The sequence below is a fragment of the Arcobacter siniprincipis (SeqCode) genome (genome assembly GCF_048571125.1).
Lineage (GTDB): Bacteria > Campylobacterota > Campylobacteria > Campylobacterales > Arcobacteraceae > Arcobacter > Arcobacter siniprincipis.
Map to the genome: position 1 here is coordinate 2,728,798 of NZ_CP182343.1, position 21,512 is coordinate 2,750,309.

The following is a 21,512-nucleotide window of genomic DNA, read 5'->3' on the forward strand; positions in this document are numbered from 1 at the left end:
TTCAAAACATCCAACTTCGGCGGGTTTTACAAGATACGGGGGTATCTAACCAGCTGTCTTCAGTTTTATATCAGTGCCTTGAATAACACTCAAAGATATTGATTAAATCAACATCTTTGAATGTTAAAATTTCTTTTAACAAGTTTTCAGATAAAAAATCTACCTGAAAACTTAAATAAACAAAAGTAAAACTTACTTTTATTTACCCTTTAATATCCATAACTTCTAATACTTCTAATGAAATAGATGGTGACATAGTTAAAGAAATTGCTGCATTAGTAACATATCTACCTTTTGCAGTTGAAGGTTTTGCTTTATTAATTGCACCTACAAATGCTTTGATATTTTCTACAATTGCTTCATTAGAAAAAGATACTTTTCCAACTGCTGCTTGCATATTACCTTTTTTATCAACTCTATATGTAACTTGACCACCTTTAGCATCATTAACAGCTTTGTTAACATCCATTGTAACAGTTCCAGTTTTAGGATTAGGCATTAAACCTTTTGGCCCTAAAATTCTACCGATTTTACCAACCATTCCCATACAATCAGGAGTAGCTATTAAAACATCAAAGTCAATGTTTCCAGCTTGAATTGATTCTACTAAATCATCATTACCAACAATATCAGCACCAGCTGCTTTTGCTTCATCCATTTTTGTTCCCTTAGCAAAAACTGCAACTCTTACAGTTTTACCAGTACCGTGAGGAAGAACAACTGCACCTCTAATCATTTGATCAGCGTGTCTTGGATCTACATTAAGATTAAGTGCAACTTCAACACTTTCATCAAATTTAGCTGATTTTAATTCTTTTACACAAACAACTGCTTCTGCCAATGTGTATTTTTTATCTTCGATTTTTTCTAATAAACTTTTATATCTTTTTGAAACTTTTGCCATTTTACTCTCCGCAATTTTATTTTTTTTTGCTACCGCCGTATGAGCCTGGTGGTAAGGCTAATGAAAAGAAATATTAAATTTCTGTTTCAATTCCCATTGATCTAGCAGAACCTGCAACAATTTTTGCAGCTTGTTCTTTATCATCAGTATTTAAATCTTTGATTTTCATATCAACGATTTCCATAACTTGATCTTTAGTTAATTTACCAATTTTGTTTTTAAGTGCGTTATCGCTACCTTTTTTAACACCTGAAATTTTTTTAATTAAGTCAGTCATTGGTGGTTGTTTAACTAAAAATGTAAAACTTTTATCTGTATAATAAGTAATTTCTACAGGAATACTAAACCCTGCTTTATCCTTAGTTTTTTCATTGAAAGCTTTACAGAATTCCATAATATTGATTCCTCTTTGTCCTAATGCAGGACCAACAGGTGGTGATGGGTTTGCAGCACCAGCAGGAATTTGAAGTTTTAAAACACCAGCTATTTTTTTAGCCATCTTTTCTCCTTTTAAATTTGTTGTTTAATGATTTAGACATTAGGCAAGAAAACTCAGAAGCTAATTTTATTGCCTAATGTCTATATTCTTAAAGAGTATTTAAACTACTCTTTCTACTTGTGTATAAGAAATCTCTACAGGAGTATTTCTCCCAAAAATTGATACATTTAATTTCAGTATACCTGAAGCTATATCAAAATCTTCAACTATTCCATTAAAGTTTGCAAATGGACCTTCATTGATTCTAACCATTTCACCATCATCAAATGAAACTTTTGGTTTAGCAGCAGCTCTATTATTAACTTTATCTAAAATAGAATTGATGTCTTTTTCAGATAATGGTGTAGGTTTTTTAGACTCACCAATGAATCTTCCAACTTTTGGCATTGATTGAATTCTATGCCATAAAGCAGTATCTAAATCAATTTTAGCAAAAGCATATGCTGGATATAAAGGTCTTTCAACAATTGTTTTATTACCTTTTTTTACTTCGATTAAATCTTCTGTTGGAACTAATACCTCAGCAATTTTACCATCAGCCATTTCATCAGCTAATCTTGCTAGTGCTCTTTTCACTGTTAATTCACTACCAGAGTGAGTTTGAATTGCATACCATAAATGTGCCATTATTATTCCTTAGTTTATTACTGAAGACAAGCTAAAAGACATCACAGCATCAATTAGAGCTAAAAACAATGAAATAACTGTAACTACTACAAATACAGAAATATAAGCAGATCTAATTTGTTCTTTAATTGGAAAAATTACTTTTCCTATCTCTTCTCTTGCATTCTTATAATATGTTTTTAACTTACTCACAATCGACTCCAGAGTTATAATTATTTAGCTTATAAATATTTTTTAAAAAAGTTATTTTTACTACTTTAAGAAATATTTAGTGGCAGGCCAGGAGGGACTCGAACCCCCAGCCATCGGATTTGGAATCCGGCGCTCTACCATTGGAGCTACTGACCTGCTTAAAAAGATAAAGGGGTTAAGTAAAGTCTTACGACTTTAACTTAACTTCTTTATGAATAGTGTGTTTTCTTAATCTTGGACAATATTTGTTAACCTCAAATTTCTCAGTATGAGTTTTTGGGTTTTTCCAAGTAGTGTAGTTAATATCTCCACTTTCTTGACATTTTAATCCGATTTTTATTCTAACTGCTGCCATATTAATCCTTACGCGATAACTTCAGCAACAACTCCAGCACCAACAGTTCTTCCACCTTCTCTGATAGCGAACTTAGTTCCCTTTTCAAGAGCGATAGGAGCAACTAGTTTAACTGTCATTTCTACATTGTCACCTGGCATAACCATTTCTGTACCTTCAGGTAAAGTACAAGAACCAGTTACGTCTGTTGTTCTTACATAAAACTGTGGTCTATATCCAGAGAAAAATGGAGTATGTCTTCCACCCTCTTCTTTAGAAAGGATATAAACTTCTCCTCTAAATTCTGTATGTGGAGTAATTGTTCCTGGCTTAATAAGAACTTGTCCTCTTTGTACATCTTCTTTTTTGATACCTCTTAAAAGAATACCTGCATTATCTCCAGCTTGACCTTCGTCCATTTCTTTTCTAAACATTTCAATACCAGTTACAGTAGTTTTTTGAGTATCGTGGATCCCAACGATTTCAATTTCTTCACCTAATTTAATAGTTCCTTTTTCAATTCTACCAGTAACAACAGTACCTCTACCTTGGATAGTAAATACGTCTTCTACAGGCATTAAGAATGCTTGATCAGAATCTCTAACTGGAGTTGGGATATAAGCGTCTACTTCATCCATAAGTTTATAGATTTTTTCAGACCATTCACCAGCTGCACCAGCTTTTGCTTCTTCTAATGCTTTAAAAGCAGAACCAGCAATAATTGGAGTATCATCACCTGGGAAATCATAAGTAGATAATAATTCTCTTACTTCCATTTCAACAAGTTCTAACATTTCTTCTTTATCTTCGTCATCAAGTTGATCTTCTTTATTTAAGAAAACAACGATGTAAGGTACACCTACTTGTTTAGATAATAAGATGTGCTCTCTAGTTTGTGCCATAGGTCCATCAGTTGAAGCGATAACTAAGATAGCTCCGTCCATTTGTGCAGCACCAGTAATCATGTTTTTAACGTAATCGGCGTGACCTGGACAATCTACGTGTGCATAGTGTCTAGTTTCAGTTTCATACTCAACGTGAGAAGTAGCAATAGTAATTCCTCTTTCTCTTTCTTCTGGAGCGTTATCGATTTGATCGTAATCCATTGTTGCTTGACCATTTTTTAGTCCAAGAACCATAGTGATCGCAGCAGTTAGTGTAGTTTTACCGTGGTCAACGTGACCAATAGTACCAATATTTACGTGTGGTTTACTTCTGTCAAATTTTTCTTTTGCCATAGAATTTTTCCTTTAAAAGATTTAATTAAATTGCCCTCTGAGCAGATAAGCCCAAAAGCTGATCTATTCAGAGGGGTATTGTGAGACATTCACATAAGTTAAATGTACGAATACAACTAAATTATGTTAACGGGACGCAATTATACATTAAAAAAGATTACAAGGAGATTACAATGTAGTAAAAGAGTTATAATTTTTGCAATTTATATAACTCAGCTCCCAGAATCAATAAAAAATAAATGGAGCGGGAGACGAGACTCGAACTCGCGACAATCTGCTTGGAAGGCAGAAGCTCTAGCCAACTGAGCTACTCCCGCTCATTTAATGGTGGTGAGGGAAGGATTTGAACCTTCGAAGCCGTAGGCGGCGGATTTACAATCCGCAGGATTTGACCACTCTCCAACCTCACCGGTTGAAATTATTAATCTGGTCTAGCGCTGTTCTTCAAAATGAAGATTTCGCAGACTTATAACTTATATGGAGCTGGTGAAGGGAGTTGAACCCCCGACCTGCTGATTACAAATCAGCTGCTCTAGCCAACTGAGCTACACCAGCATATAAATATATTTACAAAAATGGTGGCGCGGGGCAGAATCGAACTGCCGACACAAGGATTTTCAGTCCTTTGCTCTACCGACTGAGCTACCGAGCCATCGTTTTTGGACTGAAATTATAATGTCTATCATATTAATTCTAGCTTAAAGTACCTACAAGATTTTTAAATTCTTCTCCCCTATGCTTATATGAGGTAAATTGGTCCAAAGAAGCGGCTGCTGGCGAAAGCATTCCTATACTATTTTCACAGAATAATTCATCAATTTTTTCAACTGCTTTGGCTAAATATCTCAATGCAAAAACTTCAATCTCAAATTTATTTGCTAATTGAAATATTTTTTCATCATTTGAACCAATTGCAAAAATTGTAATATCATAATTTTTCATTTCTTCAAATAAAGGTTTTAAATTTGCACCTTTATCATCACCACCTAAGATAAGATTTATTTTTTTATCTTTATATGGCTTTAATGCATTTATTGTTGCATCAACATTTGTAGCTTTACTATCATCTATCCATAATCTATTTTTTTTATCGAAAAATTCTTCAACTTTATGTTTTCCAACAACAAAAGAATTTATAAGTTCATAATCCAATTCATCAAAAAGTATTTTGCTACTTATTAATGCCATGATTGAATCTAAAAGAAATGGTTCTTTGAATTTTATTTTTTCTTTTTCTATTCCAAACTCTTTACATAAGCAATCACTATTTTTATAAGTAATTACACAAGCATCAGTTTTATAATCTTTAAACTCTTCTGGGATAATTGCAATTTCACTCTCTACCATAAAATCCAAGGGTTTTAATTTGGCTTTTTTGTACTCATCAAAACTTCCATGCCACGTTATATGATCTTCACTTACAGGAAGAAGTATATATATATTTGCTTTTGCTTTATTTGTATAATGATTAGTAAATGAAGAAGTTTCTAATATCCAAATATTTGCATCTTTATTTAACAAGGCTAATGGAGTTCCAATATTTCCACCACAAACACTACCTTTTTTTTCTAATAGATGTTGAGTCATTTCAGTTGTAGTAGTTTTTCCATTTGTTCCAGAAATCCAAATACTAAAAGGCATATCATCTGCAAATAAATCATATTCACTTATAATGTTCTTAGAATTCTTAACCATATGATTAGAAGGCATTATGCCAGGACTTACAACAGTAATATCATTTGAAGATTTATCATAAGTTTCAAAATCACTATCATCATATAATTTAACATCATCAAAAGCTTCTTCTATAGCTTTTGCAGTAAGTCCTTTACCTAAAACTCTAATCATATTTTCCTCTATCTTAGATTTGTTTATCTAATTTTAAAACTTAATAGTGCAAAAAGATTTGCCATAAAAGCTATAATCCAAAATCTTACTATTATCTTATTCTCTTTCCATCCTTTATGCTCAAAGTGATGATGAATAGGAGCCATTAAAAAAACTCTTTTTTTTCTTAATTTAAATGAACCAACTTGTAATATTACAGATACTGTTTCTACTACAAAAATAAGGCCAATAAACAAAAGTAATATTTCACTTTTCCCTACAATTGCCATATATCCCATAAAACCACCTAAAGGTAAAGAACCACTATCTCCCATAAATACTTCAGCAGGATGAGAGTTGAACCAAAGAAAAGCGATCAATGCTCCTATTATAGAAGAGCCTAATATTGCTAATTCTCCTGCTAATTTTATATTTGGTACAAGTAAATATGCACTAAAAATTGCATGTCCAGAAATATATACTATGATTGATAAAGTAAAAAATGAAATAATTGAAGGTACAGTTGCTAATCCATCAAGTCCATCAGTCAAATTTACAGCATTAGAGGTAGAAACAATTACTAACATCCAAAAAACTATTGAATAAATTCCCATATCAAAAAGGGGTAACTTATAAAAAGGAATATATAGTTCTGTAGTATGAGCATAATAGTAAAGTGTAGCTGATACTAAAAAAGCACAAATAAACTGCAATATAAGTTTAGCCCTAGCACTAAGTCCTGCTGAGTTTTTTTGTTTGAAAATTTTTGATAAATCATCTTGCATTCCAATTAAACAAAATAATACAAGTGTCAAAAGTCCACCTACAACATAAAAGTTATTAAGTTTCACTGTTAATAAAGTAGCAATTAAAGTTGAAAAAATAAATACAACTCCACCCATAGTAGGAGTCCCACATTTTATTTGATGAGATTCAGGTGCATACTCATATATAGGCTGATTAGCCTTTTTATTTTTTGCCCATTTAATAAATTTTGGCATTAAATACATAGTTAACAAAAATGCAATTAAAAAGGCCATTCCCGCACGAACTGAAATATATTGAAAGATATTAATATCAAGATGTCTATAGAACCAGTAAAACAAATTTAAACCTTCGTTTAGATATAATCTCCGGATTATAATATATTAATAATTTTAAAAGGTTTAAGTAATGACAAATAAAACAATTCTAATCATAACAGATGGTATTGGTCATAATAATTCATCAGATTTCAATGCCCTAAAAAATGCAAATACTCCAACTTATGATTATCTATTTAAAAATGTACCTTACTCTTTAATTCATTCTTATGGAACACATGTTGGTTTACCAGATGGACAAATGGGAAATAGTGAAGTAGGACATATGAGTATAGGAAGTGGAAGAGTTTTATATCAAGATTTAGTAAAAGTTAATTTAGCAATAAAAAATGATACACTAAAAGATAATGAACTTTTAAACTCTACTATTAAAAAATCAAACAATATTCATCTTTTAGGATTAATTAGTGATGGTGGTGTTCACTCTCATATTAGTCATGTAATAGCATTTGCTAAAATTTCTAAAAATCTAGGTAAAAAAGTATTTATACATATAATAACTGATGGTAGAGATGTTGCTCCTAATTGTGCTAAAAAATATATAAAAAGCATAGAAAATATTTGTGATGACGATATATCTATTGCTACTATTTGTGGAAGATATTATGCAATGGATAGGGATAATAGATGGGACAGAATAAAAAAAGCATATGATGCCATTGCTTTAGGTATTCCAAAAACAAATGAAGATATAAATAAATATATTGATGATTCATATAATAATGATGTTTTAGATGAATTTATTGTTCCTGTATCTTTAAACAAATACAATGGATTTGAAGAAAATGATGGAGTTATTTTTTGTAACTTTAGAAGTGATAGAATGAGAGAAATGTCAAATGCCATAGCAAATAAAAACTTTTCCCAATTTCCAAGAGTAGAAAAAAGTCTTAACATCGTAACAATAACTGAGTATGACAAGAACTTTCCTCTTCCTGTTCTTTTTCCAAAAGAGACTCCTAAAAATACCTTAGCCGAAGTTATTTCTAATAATGGTCTTAAACAACTTCATACTGCTGAAACTGAAAAATATGCTCATGTGACTTTTTTCTTTAATGGTGGATTAGAAGAACCTTACTTAAATGAAACTAGAGTATTGATTCCATCTCCCGATGTTGCTACTTATGATTTAAAACCACAAATGAGTGCACCTGAAGTTGGAATAGAAGTTAGACGAGCTATGGATGAAGAGTATGATTTTGTTGTTGTAAACTTTGCTAACGGGGATATGGTAGGACATACTGGTATTTATGAAGCAGGGATAAAAGCTGTTGAAGCTGTTGATTTAGAACTTGGAAAAATAATAGAAAAAGCAAAAGAGAGAAATTATAATATTGTTTTAACCTCAGACCATGGTAATTGTGAAATGATGAGAAATGAGAGTGGTGAAACTTTGACAAATCATACAGTGGGAGATGTTTACTGCTTTGTAATATCTGATAAAGTAAAAGAGGTAAAAACAGGAAGTTTAAATAATATTGCACCAACAATATTAAAACTAATGAATCTTGATATTCCTCAAGAAATGGATGAAGCTTTAATATAAGCGTATACCTATGTCTATATTTAAAATTAATAAACTTAAAATTAAAAACAATAATCAAGAGTTAGTTAATTTAAGTTTTGAAATAAACAAATCAATGGCACTAATAGGTGAAAGTGGAAGTGGAAAATCACTTACACTAAAAGCTATTTTAAATCTTTTACCATCAAATTTAAAATCTATTATCAATATAGATCCTATTAGTGAACTTGATAAAGAAAACATAGGTTTCATACCTCAAAATCCATTTACATCTTTATCTCCCATGACAAAAATTTCTAATCAATTTTTTTGTAAAGAGATTAAAAAAATAGAAGTATTAAAATTAGTTGGCTTAGATAAATTTGTTTTAAACAGATTTCCAACCCAATTAAGTGGCGGACAACTTCAAAGAGTTGTAATTGCAATTGCAATTAGTCAAAATCCAAGCTTTTTATTACTTGATGAACCAACAACAGCACTTGACACAAAAAATAAAGAGGTAATATTACAACTTTTAGAAAAGTTAATTAAAGAGTTAGATTTAAGAATATTATATGTTACACATGATATCTATTCTATAAAAGATTTGTGTGAAGATATTATAATTTTAAAAAATGGTAAAATAATAGAAAGTGGTAAAACAAAAGATGTTTTATCTAATCCAAAAAATGAATATACTATTGAATTAATAAATTCAAACTTTATAAATAAAAAATTCAGGGAAGCATAATGATAAAATATATTTTAGGAATTATTACAATAATTGGACTATCAGTCGTATCTTGGCTAGTTTATTTATATCTCAACTTAAGATTTGATATTGATAAAATAGTTAATTATAAACCACCTTTGACAACTCAATTTTTTGATAAAAATGGTGAATTAGTAGCCAACATTTTTGAGAAAGAAAACAGACTTTATGTAGATTATGATGATATACCGCCAAGAGTAATTGAGGCATTATTAGCTATAGAAGATACTCAATTCTTCGAACATGGAGGAGTAAACCTTGATGCTATTAGTAGAGCTTTAATTAAAGATATAAAAGCTGGAAAATTAGTTGAGGGAGCTAGTACATTAACACAACAATTAGTCAAAACTGTTTTACTTACTAGAGAAAAAAAACTTATAAGAAAAATCAAAGAAGCCTTACTTTCAATTAGAGTTGAACAAGTATTAACAAAAGAAGAAATTCTGGAACGATATTTCAATCAAGTATATTTTGGCCATGGATACTTTGGTATAAGAACAGCAGCACTTGGATACTTTAAAAAAGAACTTTATCAATTATCATTAAAAGAAATTGCAATATTAGTTGGTCTTCCTAAAGCTCCTAGTTTTTATGACCCAACAAGAAATTTAAAGTTCTCACTTGCAAGAGCAAACCAAGTTGTAAATAGATTAAAAACTCTTGGTTGGATAAATCAAAATGAATACCAAGAAGCTACAGATTCTGTGCCAACTGTTTATAACCAAACCCTAACTAAAAATAAAGCTCCATATATTGTTGATTATGCCTTTAAAGAATTAAGAAAAAATATTCCAAATATAAAAGAAGAAGGATATATAATTAATTTGACTATTGATTTAAAAGCACAAGAAATAGCAAGAGAAGCTTTAAAGCTTTCATATAATAATATTATTAAAAGAGATCAATACTTTAGATCTCAAGCTTTCAAAGGCTTAGAAGTTTATCCTATAAATTTAATAGAAGAACAAGAAGCATTTACAAAAACTTTAAATGGTGGACTAATCACAATTGAAAATAATACTGGGAAAATTCTAAGTTTAGTAGGTGGTGTTAATTATAGAGAGTCTTCATTTAACAGAGTTATACAAAGTCAAAGACAACCAGGAAGTGCTGTAAAACCATTTATTTATCAACAAGCTTTAGATTTAGGGTACTCACCTGCAAGTCTTATAGCAGATATTTCAAGAACATATGAATTTGATGATGAAGAAACAAAAAAAGCTAACACAGAAAATCCTGATTCAAATGAAGCAGATGATCAAGTAACAGAAGAAACAGATGAAGATACAAGTAAAAAAAGATGGCAACCTAAGAATTATGAAGAAGATTATAAAGGATTAATTACTTTAAGAGAAGCATTAGTTCACTCACGAAATCTTGCGACAATTAATTTAGTAAATGATATAGGCATTGATGTTATTTATAAAGGATTAAAGACATATGGATTTAATGATTTACCATTTGACCTATCAATTACATTAGGAAGTTTTGGGGTTTCTCCAATGGAATTTTCCCAAACCTACTCTATGTTTTCAAATAATGGGATTCAAGTAAAACCCTATATTGTTAGTTCTATTACTAATCGATACAAACAAACTGTAAATTTTGAACCAGAAGAAAAATTTGTAACAACACCTGAACAAGCTTATTTAATGACAACAATATTAGAAGATGTTGTAAATAAAGGGACAGGAAGAATGGCAAATGTTGAGGGAATTGAGATTGCTGGGAAAACGGGAACTTCAAATAACAATATCGATGCATGGTTTTGTGGATATACTCCTACTTTACAAACAATTGTTTGGTTTGGAAATGATGATAATAAACCTATGAGAAGAAGTGAAACAGGAGGAAGAGCAGCAGGACCAGCTTTTGCATATTTTTATAAAAACTACTTGAAGCTTCACCCTGAAATTAAAAGAAACTTTTCACAACCAGATAATGTTAAAACTACTACATTAAATGGACAAAAAGAGTACTATACAGAAACTTCAAAACTTCCATTAAATAAATCAAGACTTCTTGAAAAAGATCAAGTTCAATTTTAAAAAATTGGCATAAAAAAAGCTTGGCTAAAAAGCCAAGCTTTTAAAAACTTATTCTTGTTATTAACAAGAATAAGTACTCATGAATTCAAACGCAGTAGGTCTAGCTTCATCAGGCCAAACTTGAGTTTCAAATTTATAGTGTTGGTATGTATCTATCATATCTTGAGTAAATACAGGTTTTAAGAAATCATTATCTCTAATTAATGCTTCTAAAGAACCTCTTAATGTATGAGGCATTTGAGGAATTTTTCTCTCTCTAATTTCATCTAAAGGCATTTCAAATAAATCTTCATCCATTGGACCAATTGGTTCAACTTTATTAGCAATACCATCAAGTCCAGCCATTAACATAGCTGCAAATCCTAAATAAGGACAAGAAGTAGAATCTGGGAATCTCATTTCAATTCTAGTAGCTTTTTCACCTGCTCCATAAGGAACTCTACAAGAAGCTGATCTATTTTGAGAAGAGTAAGTTAAGATTGAAGGAGCTTCAAATCCTGGAATTAATCTTTTGTAAGAGTTAGTTGATGGGTTAGTAAATGCAGCAACTGCTCTAGCATGTTTAAAAATTCCACCAACATAATGTCTAGCTGTTTCAGAAAGATTTCCATACTCACCCTCTTTGTAGAATAAGTTTTTACCCTCTTTCCAAATTGATTGATGAACATGCATACCATTTCCATTATCACCGTAAAGTGGTTTTGGCATAAAAGTACAAGTTTTACCATTTAAGTGTGCAACCATTTTACAAACATATTTATATTTTTGAACATTATCCGCAGCTTCAATTAAGTCACCAAAAACAATACCAATTTCACCTTGTGCTTGAGCAACTTCATGATGTCCTAAAATAACTTCTAAACCAACTTGTTCTAAAACTAGCATCATTTCAGCTCTTAAATCAACCATTGAATCTGTTGGTTGAACTGGAAAGTATCCACCTTTAGTTCTTGGTCTATGTCCTGTATTTCCACCTTCTATATCTCTTGAATCTGCCCAACAACCCTCTTCTGAATCAACTCTAAAATAAGACTCATTAATACTATCTATAATTTTTACATCATCAAAAATAAAGAATTCATTTTCAGGTCCAAAATAAGCAACATCACCAACACCAGACTCACTTAAATGAGTTAATGCTTTTTTAGCAATTGATCTTGGACATTTTTCGTACATTTCACCTTTATAAATATCATAAACATCACAAATTACAATAATTGTTGAATCTGCTGTAAAAGGATCTAAAAATGCTGTTGCAACATCTGGTTTTAATAGCATATCTGATTTATTAATTGGTTGCCATGCATCAACTGATGAACCATCAAATGGTAAACCATTTGTTAAATTACCTTCATTTACTGCACTCATCATATAAGTTACATGATGCCACATACCTTTCATGTCTGTAAATCTAAAATCTACAAATTTTACTTCATTTTCTTCACAATATTTAAAAAACTCTTCAGTATTGTTAACAAATTTACCCATACATAATCTCCTGATATTTTAATTTATCATATCTTATCAAAATTAAGTTTATAAATTACCAAATTTTTGTATAAAAAATAAACATTTATTACATTATTTAAAAGATATTTTATAATTCATCTGGTTAAAAACTAACCAGCATTCTTTCTCTCTTCTCATATGTTGCCACTTTAGTAAAACCAAAAGATTTTACATAACTTTTTACTTCTTCATACTTAAAACCTATTTGATCAACACTATGTGCATCAGAACTAAGTGTTATAGGAATATCAAGTTCATAAACCAATTCTAAAATATCTTTTGAAGGATAAATTTCTTTTATTGGTTTTCTTAATCCCGCTGCATTTACTTCTATTGCCATATTAGATTTCTTTATCTCTTTAAGAGCATCTTTTGCTATTGTTTTTATATCTTTTTTAGGTAGATACTTAAAAATCTTTATTAAATCAATGTGCCCTACAATATCAAAATACTTTGATTTTGCAAGAGCTTGAACTGTATCAAAATAATCTTGCCATATTTTATCAATATCATTATTCTCATACTTGCCAATAAATTCTGGGTTATCAAAACCCCAACCATCTAAAAAGTGCACAGAACCAATAAGATAATCAACTTTTGCATTTAAAATTTCATCTAGCATTTTTACATTTTGCATAAAATCAACTTCATATGCCAATAAAATTTTTATTTGCTTTTTATACTTTTCTTGTAGTTTTTTAACTTCATTTTCATAATAATCTTTTTGAGAAATATTAAGTCTATATTCCTCATCAAAGTCCATAGGGGCATGTTCAGAAAAGCCAAATTCGTCAATTCCTAATTCAATTGCTTTTTTTACATACTCTTCCATTGTTCCAGTTGCATGGTTACAAAGAGTTGTATGATTATGCAAATCTACTCTCATGCCAATATTCCAGAACCTTCTATTTTAGTACTTCTATCTTGGGCATAAACCCTTTTACCATCTAAAATATCATATTTCCAAATTGGAGCAGATTTTTTAAAATCTTCCACAAATTCATCTATTAATTCTAAGGCAACTCTTCTTTTAGGAGAACAAACAGCTGCAATATATGAACTTTCATGATTAAGGACATCTCCCCTACTATGAGCCATAAGTACAATTGCATTTTGTGCATTTGCCTTATCTTGCCAAGAATTAAACCAATTATTTAAAATTGGTTCATAAATATCAAAAGATAAGCCCTCAATACCATCTTCATCCCTTACAACTCCCACAAAAGTGATAATTGCACCATAATTGGAATTTTTAAACTCTTCGTACCAAGTATTTGTAATATTTTCTACAGGCAAAGCCCCATCAAAAAGTTGTAATTTTCTATCATTATTCATTATTTATTATTCACTTTTCATTAAATTTTTCATCCACCACAAACAGGAGGTAATAAAGATACTTTATCTCCACTACTTAACTCAACATCTTTTGAACTAACCATCATATCATTTACTGCAACAGCACAGTTTTCAAGCCACTTTACCATATCTTGATCATCTTTTAAAAATATACTTAATTCTGATAAATTTTTTATATCTAAATTGAGTGGTTTTTTGTTAATTGGTCCTAAAAATTCTATAGTTACCACTTTAACTCCTTTTTACTAATTTTTAATTATTATATCAAAACTATTTTAAAGGAAAACAAATAAATGATATTTGCAAAAATCGATTATATAAATTTATTACCTTTTCATGTATATTTTAAAAAAAATATTAAACCAGCAAAATTAAAAGCAATTATTAATTCAAAAAAATCATATCCTGCTGATATTAATAAAAAATTTTTAAATAGAAAAGTTGATGCAGCTTTTATTTCTTCAATCAAATCAAAAGGTCAAAAATCACTAGACTTTGGAATAATAGGGAAAAAAGAAATACTTTCTGTTTTATCAATTCCAGGTGATTATAAAGAAGACCATGAATCAAATACTTCAAATTTACTAGCAAAAATTCTACAATGTGAAGGCCAAGTCCTTATTGGAGACAAAGCGTTAAAATATTATGTTAGCCATGATAAAGATGACTTTATAGATTTAGGTAAACTTTGGACAAAAAAACATAATTTGCCATTTGTTTTTGCAAGACTTTGTTATAACAAACATGGAGACTATTTAAAAAAAGTAACTAAAAATTTTAATAAAAGAGCAGTAAAAATTCCTCAGTATATTTTAAAAGAGTATTCACAAAGAACAGGTATCTCGGTAAAAGATATACAATTTTACCTTACAAAACTCGATTATATAATTGAAAAAAAAGAAAAAAAAGGTTTAAATCTTTTTTTTAAACTTGCAAAAGAGATAAAATAAAGGTAAAAAATGCAAATTATTGATTCAGTTATACTAGGAATAATAGAAGGATTTACAGAATTTTTGCCTATTTCTTCTACAGGACATTTAATTGTTGCAAGTGAATTTTTGGGTTTGGAACAAAGTAATATAAACAAAGCTTACGAAGTTATAATCCAATTTGCAGCAATTTTAGCTGTAATATTAAACTACCCTGATAAATTTTCAATTAAAAAGATTGAGCTATGGAAGAAATTAATTTTGGCATTTATTCCAATTGGTCTAGTAGGTTTTCTATTTTCACACCAAGTAAAAGCTATGTTTTCTATAGAAATTGTTGCCATTATGTTTATAATAGGTGGAATTATATTTTTAATTGTAGAAAAATTTTATGATGAAAAAAAATCTCACATTACAGATGTGGAACAAGTAACTTATAAACAAGCTTTATACATAGGGATTGCACAAATTTTTGCACTGATTCCAGGAACATCAAGAGCGGGTTCTACAATTATTGGAGCTATGTTAGTTGGACTAAATAGGAAAGCTAGTGCTGAGTTCTCTTTTCTTTTAGCTTTTCCTGTTATGTGTGCAACTACTGGGTATGATTTATTAAAACACTATAAAGATTTTACTGATGCTAATTTTATAGTTTTAGCTATTGGTTTTGTTGTAGCTTTTTTTGTGGCTTTTTTAACTATTAAATTGTTTTTAAAATTTTTACAAAACTTTACTTTTGTAGCTTTTGGTATTTATAGAATTATATTTGGTGTAATTTTACTTTTGATTTTCAGTTAATATAAAATCTATTATTTTTTTAATTGCATCATTTGAAATCAATGTTGATAGATTTTCAGATATAGATTTTATATCGCTATTAATCGCTTCAAATAAAATGTCTTTATTTAAATCTTTTTCCCTAACTAAAAATGCAAGTTTTTTTTCTTTTAAAAACTTTGCATTTCCATATTGATGATCTTGTGCCGCAAAAGGAAAAGGAACAAAAAGTGTAGGTAAACCATTTGCAACTAGTTCCCATAATGTTGAAGCACCAGATCTACTTATTGCAAAATCTGCTTCTTTCATTTTATCAATTAATTCATTTGTAAAATCAAAAACATCTACATCTAAACCCAATCTCTCATATTCACTTTTAACTCTTAATAAGTCTCTATCTCCAGTTTGATGAATGATTTTAATTCCCATATCATCTAAATCTTTTGCAACACTTATTGCAAAACTATTAAGGGCAACAGCACCTTGTGAACCACCTAAAAAAATCACTTTTTTTACTTCACTTCTTATTCTTGAATTTAAAAAGAACTCAGAACTTACTGGATAATCTTTTATTTTAGACTCTTCTAAATATGAAGAAAAAACTTCAACAGCAAATTTTGAGGTAAGTTTATTTAATCTACCCATATAAGAGTTTTGTTCATGTATATATAATTTGCAAGAAGGAATTATTATTGAAGCAAAAGTTGCAGGAGCAGCGGAAAAACCACCTACACTAATCACACTCTTAACATCATTTTTTATAAAATAAACACAACACTTAAATGTTTGAAATAGAATTTGTCCTAGGGCTTTAACTTTTCCAAATAAGCCTTTATTAACTACACCTTTAGTATTTAAGAAATATGCCTTCTCTAAGTTCTTATAATCTTCAAACCATCTTTTATCTTGCCCATTTAAAGAGCCAATGAAAATGGGTTTACTATTTCTATTAACAGCCAATTCATCAATAAATGCTTTTGCAACTTTTAAATGACCACCAGTACCACCACCAGTGATTACAATTTTTCCACTCATTATTTTCTCTCTTCTTTTGCTAATTTACTTATTGACAAAATTAAACCTATGGATATTCCAAGACTAAGCATAGACGAACCACCATAACTCAAAAAAGGCACAGCAATTCCTTTTATAGGAATCATTCCTGATATTCCATATGAATTAATTAAAAAAGCAATAATAATCATTAATCCTAAGCCTAAAGTAAATAGATGATAAATAGGATTTTCTACTCTTTTACTTATTCTAAATATTCTCCAAACAATCACATACATAATAGCACTTACAATAAATAAACCTAGGAAACCAGCTTCTTCTGTGATTCCAGCTAAAATAAAGTCAGTGTGAACTTCTGATAAAAATCCCAATTTTAAATTACCTTGCCCTAAACCTGTACCAAAAAAACCACCATTATGAATAGCATTTAATGAGTGAGAAACTTGATAAGGCTCAGGTAACTCTTCTATTCTAAGATGGTCATCAGCCCATTTTGGAAGTATTGACAATATTTTATCTTGATTTAATGCCCACCAAGAATATATTCTTTGTACCCTGTGTGGAGCAGCTAAAATTAGAGATACAAATCCTATTACAATTAAAAAGCCTAAAGCTAAAAAGATTTTAAAACTTCTATTTGCAAAAATCAATAAAATAACTAAAATTAAACCTAATAATACAACTTGTCCCAAGTCTTTTTGCAAAAAAGCTACTAAAAAAACTACAAGTAAAAAAGCTACAAAATATGGTAATAGTAATATTGTTTCTTCTTTTAAACCCATTTTCTTAGGCTTATCCATAACTCTTCTATGAAATGACCAAGCTAAAAAATAGATAAACCCTATTTTAAAAAACTCAACAGGAGATAAAGAAAGACCAGGAAGTCTAATCCATCTATTTGCTCCTCCAGAACTTGTTACTAAAGAAGCCGGTAAAAATGGCATGGCAATCATCAATATTAAAAAAAGTATAAATAAAAACATTCCTACTTTTCCTATAATAAAATCAGGATTAAAAAATGAGATTCCCCACATTAAAAATATTGATAAAATTCCCACTAATAGCTGTCTTTCAAAGAAGTGATATTGAGAATATTCATAAAATACAACAGTATATACACTCAATGAGTATGAAAAAATTATACTAACAATTACTAATAAAGAGGACAATATAAACAGCAAATAGTCTGGCTGTGAAAAGTTCTGATTTGATTTAAACATTTTTTGGATAAAATTCATTTCACATTATAATCTAATATGGATAAAGATGTCTTCAAAAAACATAAACAAAATTACTAGAATTAAAAAAATTTTTATTATACTTATTTTTATTTTCTTAAGCTTAATACTTCTACTGTCAAATGTCTTCGTTACAATTACGGATAAAAGAAGGCTGCCCAATTTAGAGAGCAGTAAAACAGAACTTGCAATAAGGGGAAATATTTTAAGTGAAGACAATTTTAAAATTGCTTCTTCTTTAAAATTATACAAAGCAACTATAGATACTAGATTTTTAGATATTAAAAAAATTGATTTATTTGTTAAACTTTTTTCAATTTATAGTGATATACCTGAAGCTAAAATTTATGAAAAGATAAGTAACTCACTTAAAAATCCTGGTTCAATTGTTCTTTCATATAACATTGATTCAAAAACTGCAAAAAATCTAAAAGAACTAGGATTTAAACTAAGACATTTAAATGTTTTCAAATCCATAGAAATCAATGATAACAAAATATTAAGGGGGCTAAATATAAATGAAAGTGGAGAAAAGCGATTATACTCATATGATGATACTTTAACTCCTGTTATTGGATATATAAGAAAATATGAAAGTGATAATGGAAAAACAAAAGTAAATGGGATTAAAGGTTTAGAAAAAAGTTATAACAATATATTAAATAATACTAAAGATGGAAAACTAGAAGGCACAAGAGATGTACTTTCATATATTTCTTTTAACAAAAACTCAATTGTACAAAATAGAGTTGATGGTGCAGATTTAATTTTAAATATTCCACTTAGACTTCAAAAAAACCTTGAACTAATGATTGACCAATATAAAACAAAATTAAGTGCAGATGAAATTATTGTTTCAGTAATGGAAAGTGATACAGGTAAAATAAAAGCTTTAGCCTCATCAAATAGATTTAATCCAGGATTAATTAGACAAACTGATATCCCATACTTAGATGTAAGTGCCATTGAATTTTTATTTGAACCAGGTTCAATCATAAAACCTGTTTCTATTTCACTAGTTATGGATAAAAATAGAATCAAAAAAGATGAACTGTTTAACGCATATAATAACGGTAAATTAAACTCAAAAGGTGAATATCCAAGGGGAAAATATAAACTTGGTAGATATATAATTGGGGATGACCATGAATTTACAAAACATTATTTAACTGTTGATGATATATTTATTTATTCTAGTAATATAGGAACTTTACAATTAGCTCAAAGACTAAGTGGAAAAGAGATGTATGAAGGGCTTAAAAGTTTTGGAATAACAGAAAAAACTCAAATAGACTTACCATATGAGAAAGTTGGAGTTATGCCAAGTGTAAGGCAATTTTCAGCTGGTGAAGATAAAGGTGAAGACAATGTCTTTAAAGCAACTATTTCATATGGACAAGGTATGACAGGTACTTTTATGCAAATGATTAAAGCATATTCAGCATTCAATAATAATGGAATAATTGTAACACCAAAGATTGTTCAAAGTTTATCAGTAAATGACAAAAAAGTAAGCTTAGCTGATGATACACAAAAAAGAGTTATATCTAAAAAAACAGCTAATGAAATAAAAAGACTACTTATAAAAACAATAACAAAAGGCACAGGAGTTAATGCTCAAATAGAAGGCATTGAAGTTGGAGGGAAAACAGGAACTGCTCAAATTGCAAGACATGGAAAATATCAAAACATATATATTTCATCTTTTTTTGGTTTTGCAAATGATAAAAATAAAAAATACACTATAGGTGTAACAGTAATAAATCCAATATCAACAGGAAGATATTGGTATTATCATTATGCTTCATGGTCAGCTGTTCCTGTTTTCAAAGAAGTTGTTAATAATCTTATAAAACTTAATTATTTAACTAAGAGTACAGATAACTAAGAAATTTAATCTATTTAATACAGAATATTGATATAATTCCATAAATTTTAAAGGATAAAAATGTTTGGATCAAAAAAAGAGCTAAAAAAATATGATTTACCAAAAGAAGAGTTAGAAAAATTTCAATATGCAAAATTTACAACAGATAAAGGTGTAATTTGGACTAAGTTATTTCCAGAATCAACTCCAATTGCCGTATCAAACTTTGCAACACTTGCAAATGATGGATTTTATAATGGATTAATTTTTCATAGAGTAATTCCTGGATTTATGGCACAAGGTGGATGTCCAGATGGTTCTGGAATGGGAGGACCAGGTTGGTCAATTCCTTGTGAAACAGATGCACCTAATCAAGTTCACAAAAGAGGAACATTATCAATGGCACACGCAGGGCGAAATACTGGGGGAAGCCAATTCTTCATTTGTTTTGTTCCTTGTCCACATTTAGATGGTGGGCATACAGTTTTTGGCGGAATTGAAGAAAATGATTCTGAAAGTTTCCAAACATTAGATTCGATTAATCAAAAAGATAAAATTGTTTCAATTAAAATTTTACCAGCAAAAGATGCTAACTAATATAATATTATTTATTCATCTACTCTCCGCCACCGCATGGGTTGGTGGAGGATTATTACTTTTTGGTATGGGCATATATTTTAAAGATAAAAAAACACAAAATATAATTTACTCTCATATAGGGCCATTTTATGGTTATTTTCAATTAATTTGGATAAGCCTACTTTTAATAACTGGATTTCTTTTATTAAATCAACATAATCTTTATTCCATAATACTTGATGAATCATTCAGAAACTCTCAATTTGGGATATTATTATATAGAAAGATTTTCATAGTCTTTTTAGTAGTTCTTGCAACAGCAATCCATATGTACATTTCATTAAAAGCACATGGAAGACAAAGAACTAAAAAAGAAAAAATCATTTCAAGAGCCTCTTCTATGTTTATTTTTTTATTTAACTTCTCTATTATTTGGTATGCTATAAATATTTCTCAATATTTTATTTAAAAAAGGCGAATTATGTATAATCCAATTTCATGTGAGTTTTTTGATCAACTAGATATAGCAATACAAAGAAAAATACCATCTACTATTGTTTACTTTAATCAAGAAGATATATTAACGGTAAAAGGATTCGTTAACGCATTAGTAGTAATTAAAGGAAAAGAGTATTTACTCTTAGATAATAAACAAAAAATAAGACTCGATTTAATTGTTTCATTTAATGGTAAAAAATATATAGAAATTTAACATATCTAAAACTAGGGAAAAGAACAAAGTGGTGCTCACAGTGGGAATCGAACCTACAACCTCTTGCTTACCATGCAATTGCTCTACCGTTGGAGCTATGCGAGCTAATTATAGTGAATAATTATACCTGACCGAAGGGAATAAATCGTGCTACAGGTAATAGTGAATAATATTGGCACCTAAAAGTAGAAAATAAATTTTAGCACGAATAATATTATAATATTCAGTAAAAAAGGTGCAAAAAAAAAGCTCAGTGCTAAAAAGACGATGTCTAAATAGAACTAAGCTTAAAAATTACTCAAGAGTTGGCGACGACTTACGTTTCCACAAGGGGACCCTGCAGTATTATCAGCGATGAAGTGCTTGACTTCCGGGTTCGGAATGGAGCCGGGTATTTCCACTTCTCAATAATCACCAACAAAGTTGAGTATTAAAAGCAAAGAATGCTCTTAATACTCAACTCAATTGTCTTGAGTGTATATT

The 21,512-nt window shown here is 29.5% G+C and carries 23 protein-coding genes, 6 tRNA genes and 1 rRNA gene; 9 read left to right on the top strand and 21 right to left on the bottom strand.

The window, feature by feature from the left end; all coding sequences use genetic code 11:
- Nucleotides 1–202 precede the first annotated feature (202 nt).
- From rplA to mraY, 13 genes are all read right to left on the bottom strand, one after another.
- Nucleotides 203–904 carry a 50S ribosomal protein L1 gene (rplA, locus tag ACNI3D_RS13820; protein WP_129101257.1) on the bottom strand — a complete coding sequence of 234 codons (702 nt, stop codon included), beginning with the start codon at nucleotides 902–904 and terminating at the stop codon, nucleotides 203–205.
- A gap of 73 nt (nucleotides 905–977) precedes the next feature.
- Nucleotides 978–1,403 carry a 50S ribosomal protein L11 gene (gene rplK / locus ACNI3D_RS13825; protein ID WP_129101256.1) on the bottom strand — a complete coding sequence of 142 codons (426 nt, stop codon included), beginning with the start codon at nucleotides 1,401–1,403 and terminating at the stop codon, nucleotides 978–980.
- Nucleotides 1,404–1,502: 99 nt separating this feature from the next.
- Nucleotides 1,503–2,030 (bottom strand): transcription termination/antitermination protein NusG, encoded by a 528-nt coding sequence (nusG, locus tag ACNI3D_RS13830; protein ID WP_129101255.1) that lies wholly within the window; start codon nucleotides 2,028–2,030, stop codon nucleotides 1,503–1,505.
- 9 nt (nucleotides 2,031–2,039) lie between these two features.
- Nucleotides 2,040–2,222 carry a preprotein translocase subunit SecE gene (secE, locus tag ACNI3D_RS13835; protein ID WP_013136416.1) on the bottom strand — a complete coding sequence of 61 codons (183 nt, stop codon included), beginning with the start codon at nucleotides 2,220–2,222 and terminating at the stop codon, nucleotides 2,040–2,042.
- 80 nt (nucleotides 2,223–2,302) lie between these two features.
- Nucleotides 2,303–2,378 (bottom strand) — tRNA-Trp (locus tag ACNI3D_RS13840).
- Nucleotides 2,379–2,409: 31 nt separating this feature from the next.
- Complete coding sequence (gene rpmG, locus ACNI3D_RS13845) at nucleotides 2,410–2,577, bottom strand: 50S ribosomal protein L33 (RefSeq protein WP_013136417.1); 168 nt, start codon at nucleotides 2,575–2,577, stop codon at nucleotides 2,410–2,412.
- A gap of 8 nt (nucleotides 2,578–2,585) precedes the next feature.
- Nucleotides 2,586–3,794, bottom strand: coding sequence for an elongation factor Tu (tuf, locus tag ACNI3D_RS13850; protein ID WP_129101254.1), 1,209 nt, complete (start codon nucleotides 3,792–3,794; stop codon nucleotides 2,586–2,588).
- A gap of 240 nt (nucleotides 3,795–4,034) precedes the next feature.
- A tRNA-Gly gene (locus tag ACNI3D_RS13855) sits at nucleotides 4,035–4,111 on the bottom strand.
- Between the two features lie 8 nt (nucleotides 4,112–4,119).
- Nucleotides 4,120–4,204, bottom strand: a tRNA-Tyr gene (locus ACNI3D_RS13860).
- Between the two features lie 68 nt (nucleotides 4,205–4,272).
- A tRNA-Thr gene (locus ACNI3D_RS13865) sits at nucleotides 4,273–4,349 on the bottom strand.
- 21 nt (nucleotides 4,350–4,370) lie between these two features.
- Nucleotides 4,371–4,446, bottom strand: a tRNA-Phe gene (locus tag ACNI3D_RS13870).
- 41 nt (nucleotides 4,447–4,487) lie between these two features.
- A complete protein-coding gene (murD, locus tag ACNI3D_RS13875; protein WP_419767424.1) occupies nucleotides 4,488–5,642 on the bottom strand; it encodes a UDP-N-acetylmuramoyl-L-alanine--D-glutamate ligase in 1,155 nt (384 codons plus the stop codon).
- 23 nt (nucleotides 5,643–5,665) lie between these two features.
- The gene (gene mraY / locus ACNI3D_RS13880; RefSeq protein WP_419767425.1) at nucleotides 5,666–6,727 is read right to left on the bottom strand and encodes a phospho-N-acetylmuramoyl-pentapeptide-transferase; all 1,062 of its coding nucleotides are present in this window, start codon (nucleotides 6,725–6,727) and stop codon (nucleotides 5,666–5,668) included.
- A gap of 67 nt (nucleotides 6,728–6,794) precedes the next feature.
- Here mraY and gpmI point away from each other — a divergent pair, with 67 nt between their 5' ends.
- Genes gpmI through ACNI3D_RS13895 form a run of 3 tightly spaced genes read left to right on the top strand, consistent with a single transcriptional unit; the run spans nucleotide 6,795 to nucleotide 11,048 of the window.
- The gene (gpmI, locus tag ACNI3D_RS13885; RefSeq protein WP_419767426.1) at nucleotides 6,795–8,270 is read left to right on the top strand and encodes a 2,3-bisphosphoglycerate-independent phosphoglycerate mutase; all 1,476 of its coding nucleotides are present in this window, start codon (nucleotides 6,795–6,797) and stop codon (nucleotides 8,268–8,270) included.
- Between the two features lie 10 nt (nucleotides 8,271–8,280).
- A complete protein-coding gene (locus ACNI3D_RS13890; RefSeq protein WP_419767427.1) occupies nucleotides 8,281–8,979 on the top strand; it encodes an ATP-binding cassette domain-containing protein in 699 nt (232 codons plus the stop codon).
- On the top strand, nucleotides 8,979–11,048 hold the full coding sequence (locus ACNI3D_RS13895; protein WP_419767428.1) for a penicillin-binding protein 1A: 2,070 nt from the start codon (nucleotides 8,979–8,981) through the stop codon (nucleotides 11,046–11,048). The genes ACNI3D_RS13890 and ACNI3D_RS13895 overlap by 1 nt, the downstream gene beginning before the upstream one ends.
- 60 nt (nucleotides 11,049–11,108) lie before the next feature.
- Here the strand turns inward: ACNI3D_RS13895 and glnA are convergent, their stop codons facing one another.
- The 4 genes from glnA to ACNI3D_RS13915 all read right to left on the bottom strand — a co-directional run bounded on the left by glnA (nucleotide 11,109) and on the right by ACNI3D_RS13915 (nucleotide 14,143).
- Nucleotides 11,109–12,536 (bottom strand): type I glutamate--ammonia ligase, encoded by a 1,428-nt coding sequence (gene glnA, locus ACNI3D_RS13900; protein ID WP_129101249.1) that lies wholly within the window; start codon nucleotides 12,534–12,536, stop codon nucleotides 11,109–11,111.
- A 124-nt stretch (nucleotides 12,537–12,660) separates the two neighbouring features.
- Nucleotides 12,661–13,443, bottom strand: coding sequence for a histidinol-phosphatase HisJ (hisJ, locus tag ACNI3D_RS13905; RefSeq protein WP_419767429.1), 783 nt, complete (start codon nucleotides 13,441–13,443; stop codon nucleotides 12,661–12,663).
- Nucleotides 13,440–13,892, bottom strand: coding sequence for a molybdopterin synthase catalytic subunit (locus ACNI3D_RS13910; RefSeq protein ID WP_419767430.1), 453 nt, complete (start codon nucleotides 13,890–13,892; stop codon nucleotides 13,440–13,442). The genes hisJ and ACNI3D_RS13910 overlap by 4 nt, the downstream gene beginning before the upstream one ends.
- A 29-nt stretch (nucleotides 13,893–13,921) precedes the next feature.
- A complete protein-coding gene (locus tag ACNI3D_RS13915; RefSeq protein ID WP_129101246.1) occupies nucleotides 13,922–14,143 on the bottom strand; it encodes a MoaD/ThiS family protein in 222 nt (73 codons plus the stop codon).
- A 63-nt stretch (nucleotides 14,144–14,206) separates the two neighbouring features.
- Between ACNI3D_RS13915 and ACNI3D_RS13920 the strand changes: the two genes are divergently transcribed.
- Both ACNI3D_RS13920 and ACNI3D_RS13925 read left to right on the top strand, forming a co-directional pair.
- Entirely contained in the window at nucleotides 14,207–14,863 is a 657-nt protein-coding gene (locus tag ACNI3D_RS13920; RefSeq protein WP_419767431.1) for an MqnA/MqnD/SBP family protein, read from the top strand.
- A gap of 9 nt (nucleotides 14,864–14,872) precedes the next feature.
- Entirely contained in the window at nucleotides 14,873–15,640 is a 768-nt protein-coding gene (locus ACNI3D_RS13925) for an undecaprenyl-diphosphate phosphatase (protein ID WP_419767432.1), read from the top strand.
- Here the strand turns inward: ACNI3D_RS13925 and ACNI3D_RS13930 are convergent.
- Nucleotides 15,620–16,654, bottom strand: a complete 1,035-nt coding sequence (locus ACNI3D_RS13930; RefSeq protein ID WP_419767433.1) for a UDP-N-acetylglucosamine--N-acetylmuramyl-(pentapeptide) pyrophosphoryl-undecaprenol N-acetylglucosamine transferase — start codon at nucleotides 16,652–16,654, stop codon at nucleotides 15,620–15,622. The two genes, ACNI3D_RS13925 and ACNI3D_RS13930, sit on opposite strands and share 21 nt — an antisense overlap.
- Nucleotides 16,654–17,871: an FtsW/RodA/SpoVE family cell cycle protein gene (locus ACNI3D_RS13935; RefSeq protein WP_129101242.1), complete on the bottom strand. Its 1,218-nt coding sequence runs from the start codon at nucleotides 17,869–17,871 to the stop codon at nucleotides 16,654–16,656. The genes ACNI3D_RS13930 and ACNI3D_RS13935 overlap by 1 nt, the downstream gene beginning before the upstream one ends.
- 28 nt (nucleotides 17,872–17,899) lie before the next feature.
- Here ACNI3D_RS13935 and ACNI3D_RS13940 point away from each other — a divergent pair, with 28 nt between their 5' ends.
- The 4 genes from ACNI3D_RS13940 (at nucleotide 17,900) to ACNI3D_RS13955 (ending at nucleotide 21,029) form a co-directional block, all read left to right on the top strand.
- Complete coding sequence (locus ACNI3D_RS13940; RefSeq protein WP_129101241.1) at nucleotides 17,900–19,759, top strand: peptidoglycan D,D-transpeptidase FtsI family protein; 1,860 nt, start codon at nucleotides 17,900–17,902, stop codon at nucleotides 19,757–19,759.
- A 60-nt stretch (nucleotides 19,760–19,819) separates the two neighbouring features.
- A complete protein-coding gene (locus ACNI3D_RS13945) occupies nucleotides 19,820–20,335 on the top strand; it encodes a peptidylprolyl isomerase (RefSeq protein ID WP_419767434.1) in 516 nt (171 codons plus the stop codon).
- A 67-nt stretch (nucleotides 20,336–20,402) separates the two neighbouring features.
- On the top strand, nucleotides 20,403–20,786 hold the full coding sequence (locus tag ACNI3D_RS13950; RefSeq protein ID WP_419767435.1) for a hypothetical protein: 384 nt from the start codon (nucleotides 20,403–20,405) through the stop codon (nucleotides 20,784–20,786).
- A gap of 12 nt (nucleotides 20,787–20,798) precedes the next feature.
- A complete protein-coding gene (locus ACNI3D_RS13955; RefSeq protein WP_419767436.1) occupies nucleotides 20,799–21,029 on the top strand; it encodes a transcriptional antiterminator Rof in 231 nt (76 codons plus the stop codon).
- Nucleotides 21,030–21,058: 29 nt separating this feature from the next.
- On the opposite strand, the gene ACNI3D_RS13960 is transcribed toward ACNI3D_RS13955, so the two are convergent.
- Together ACNI3D_RS13960 and rrf are read right to left on the bottom strand one after the other, a co-directional pair.
- Nucleotides 21,059–21,134 (bottom strand) — tRNA-Thr (locus ACNI3D_RS13960).
- A 198-nt stretch (nucleotides 21,135–21,332) separates the two neighbouring features.
- Nucleotides 21,333–21,448 (bottom strand): 5S ribosomal RNA (rrf, locus tag ACNI3D_RS13965).
- Nucleotides 21,449–21,512: the final 64 nt, after the last annotated feature.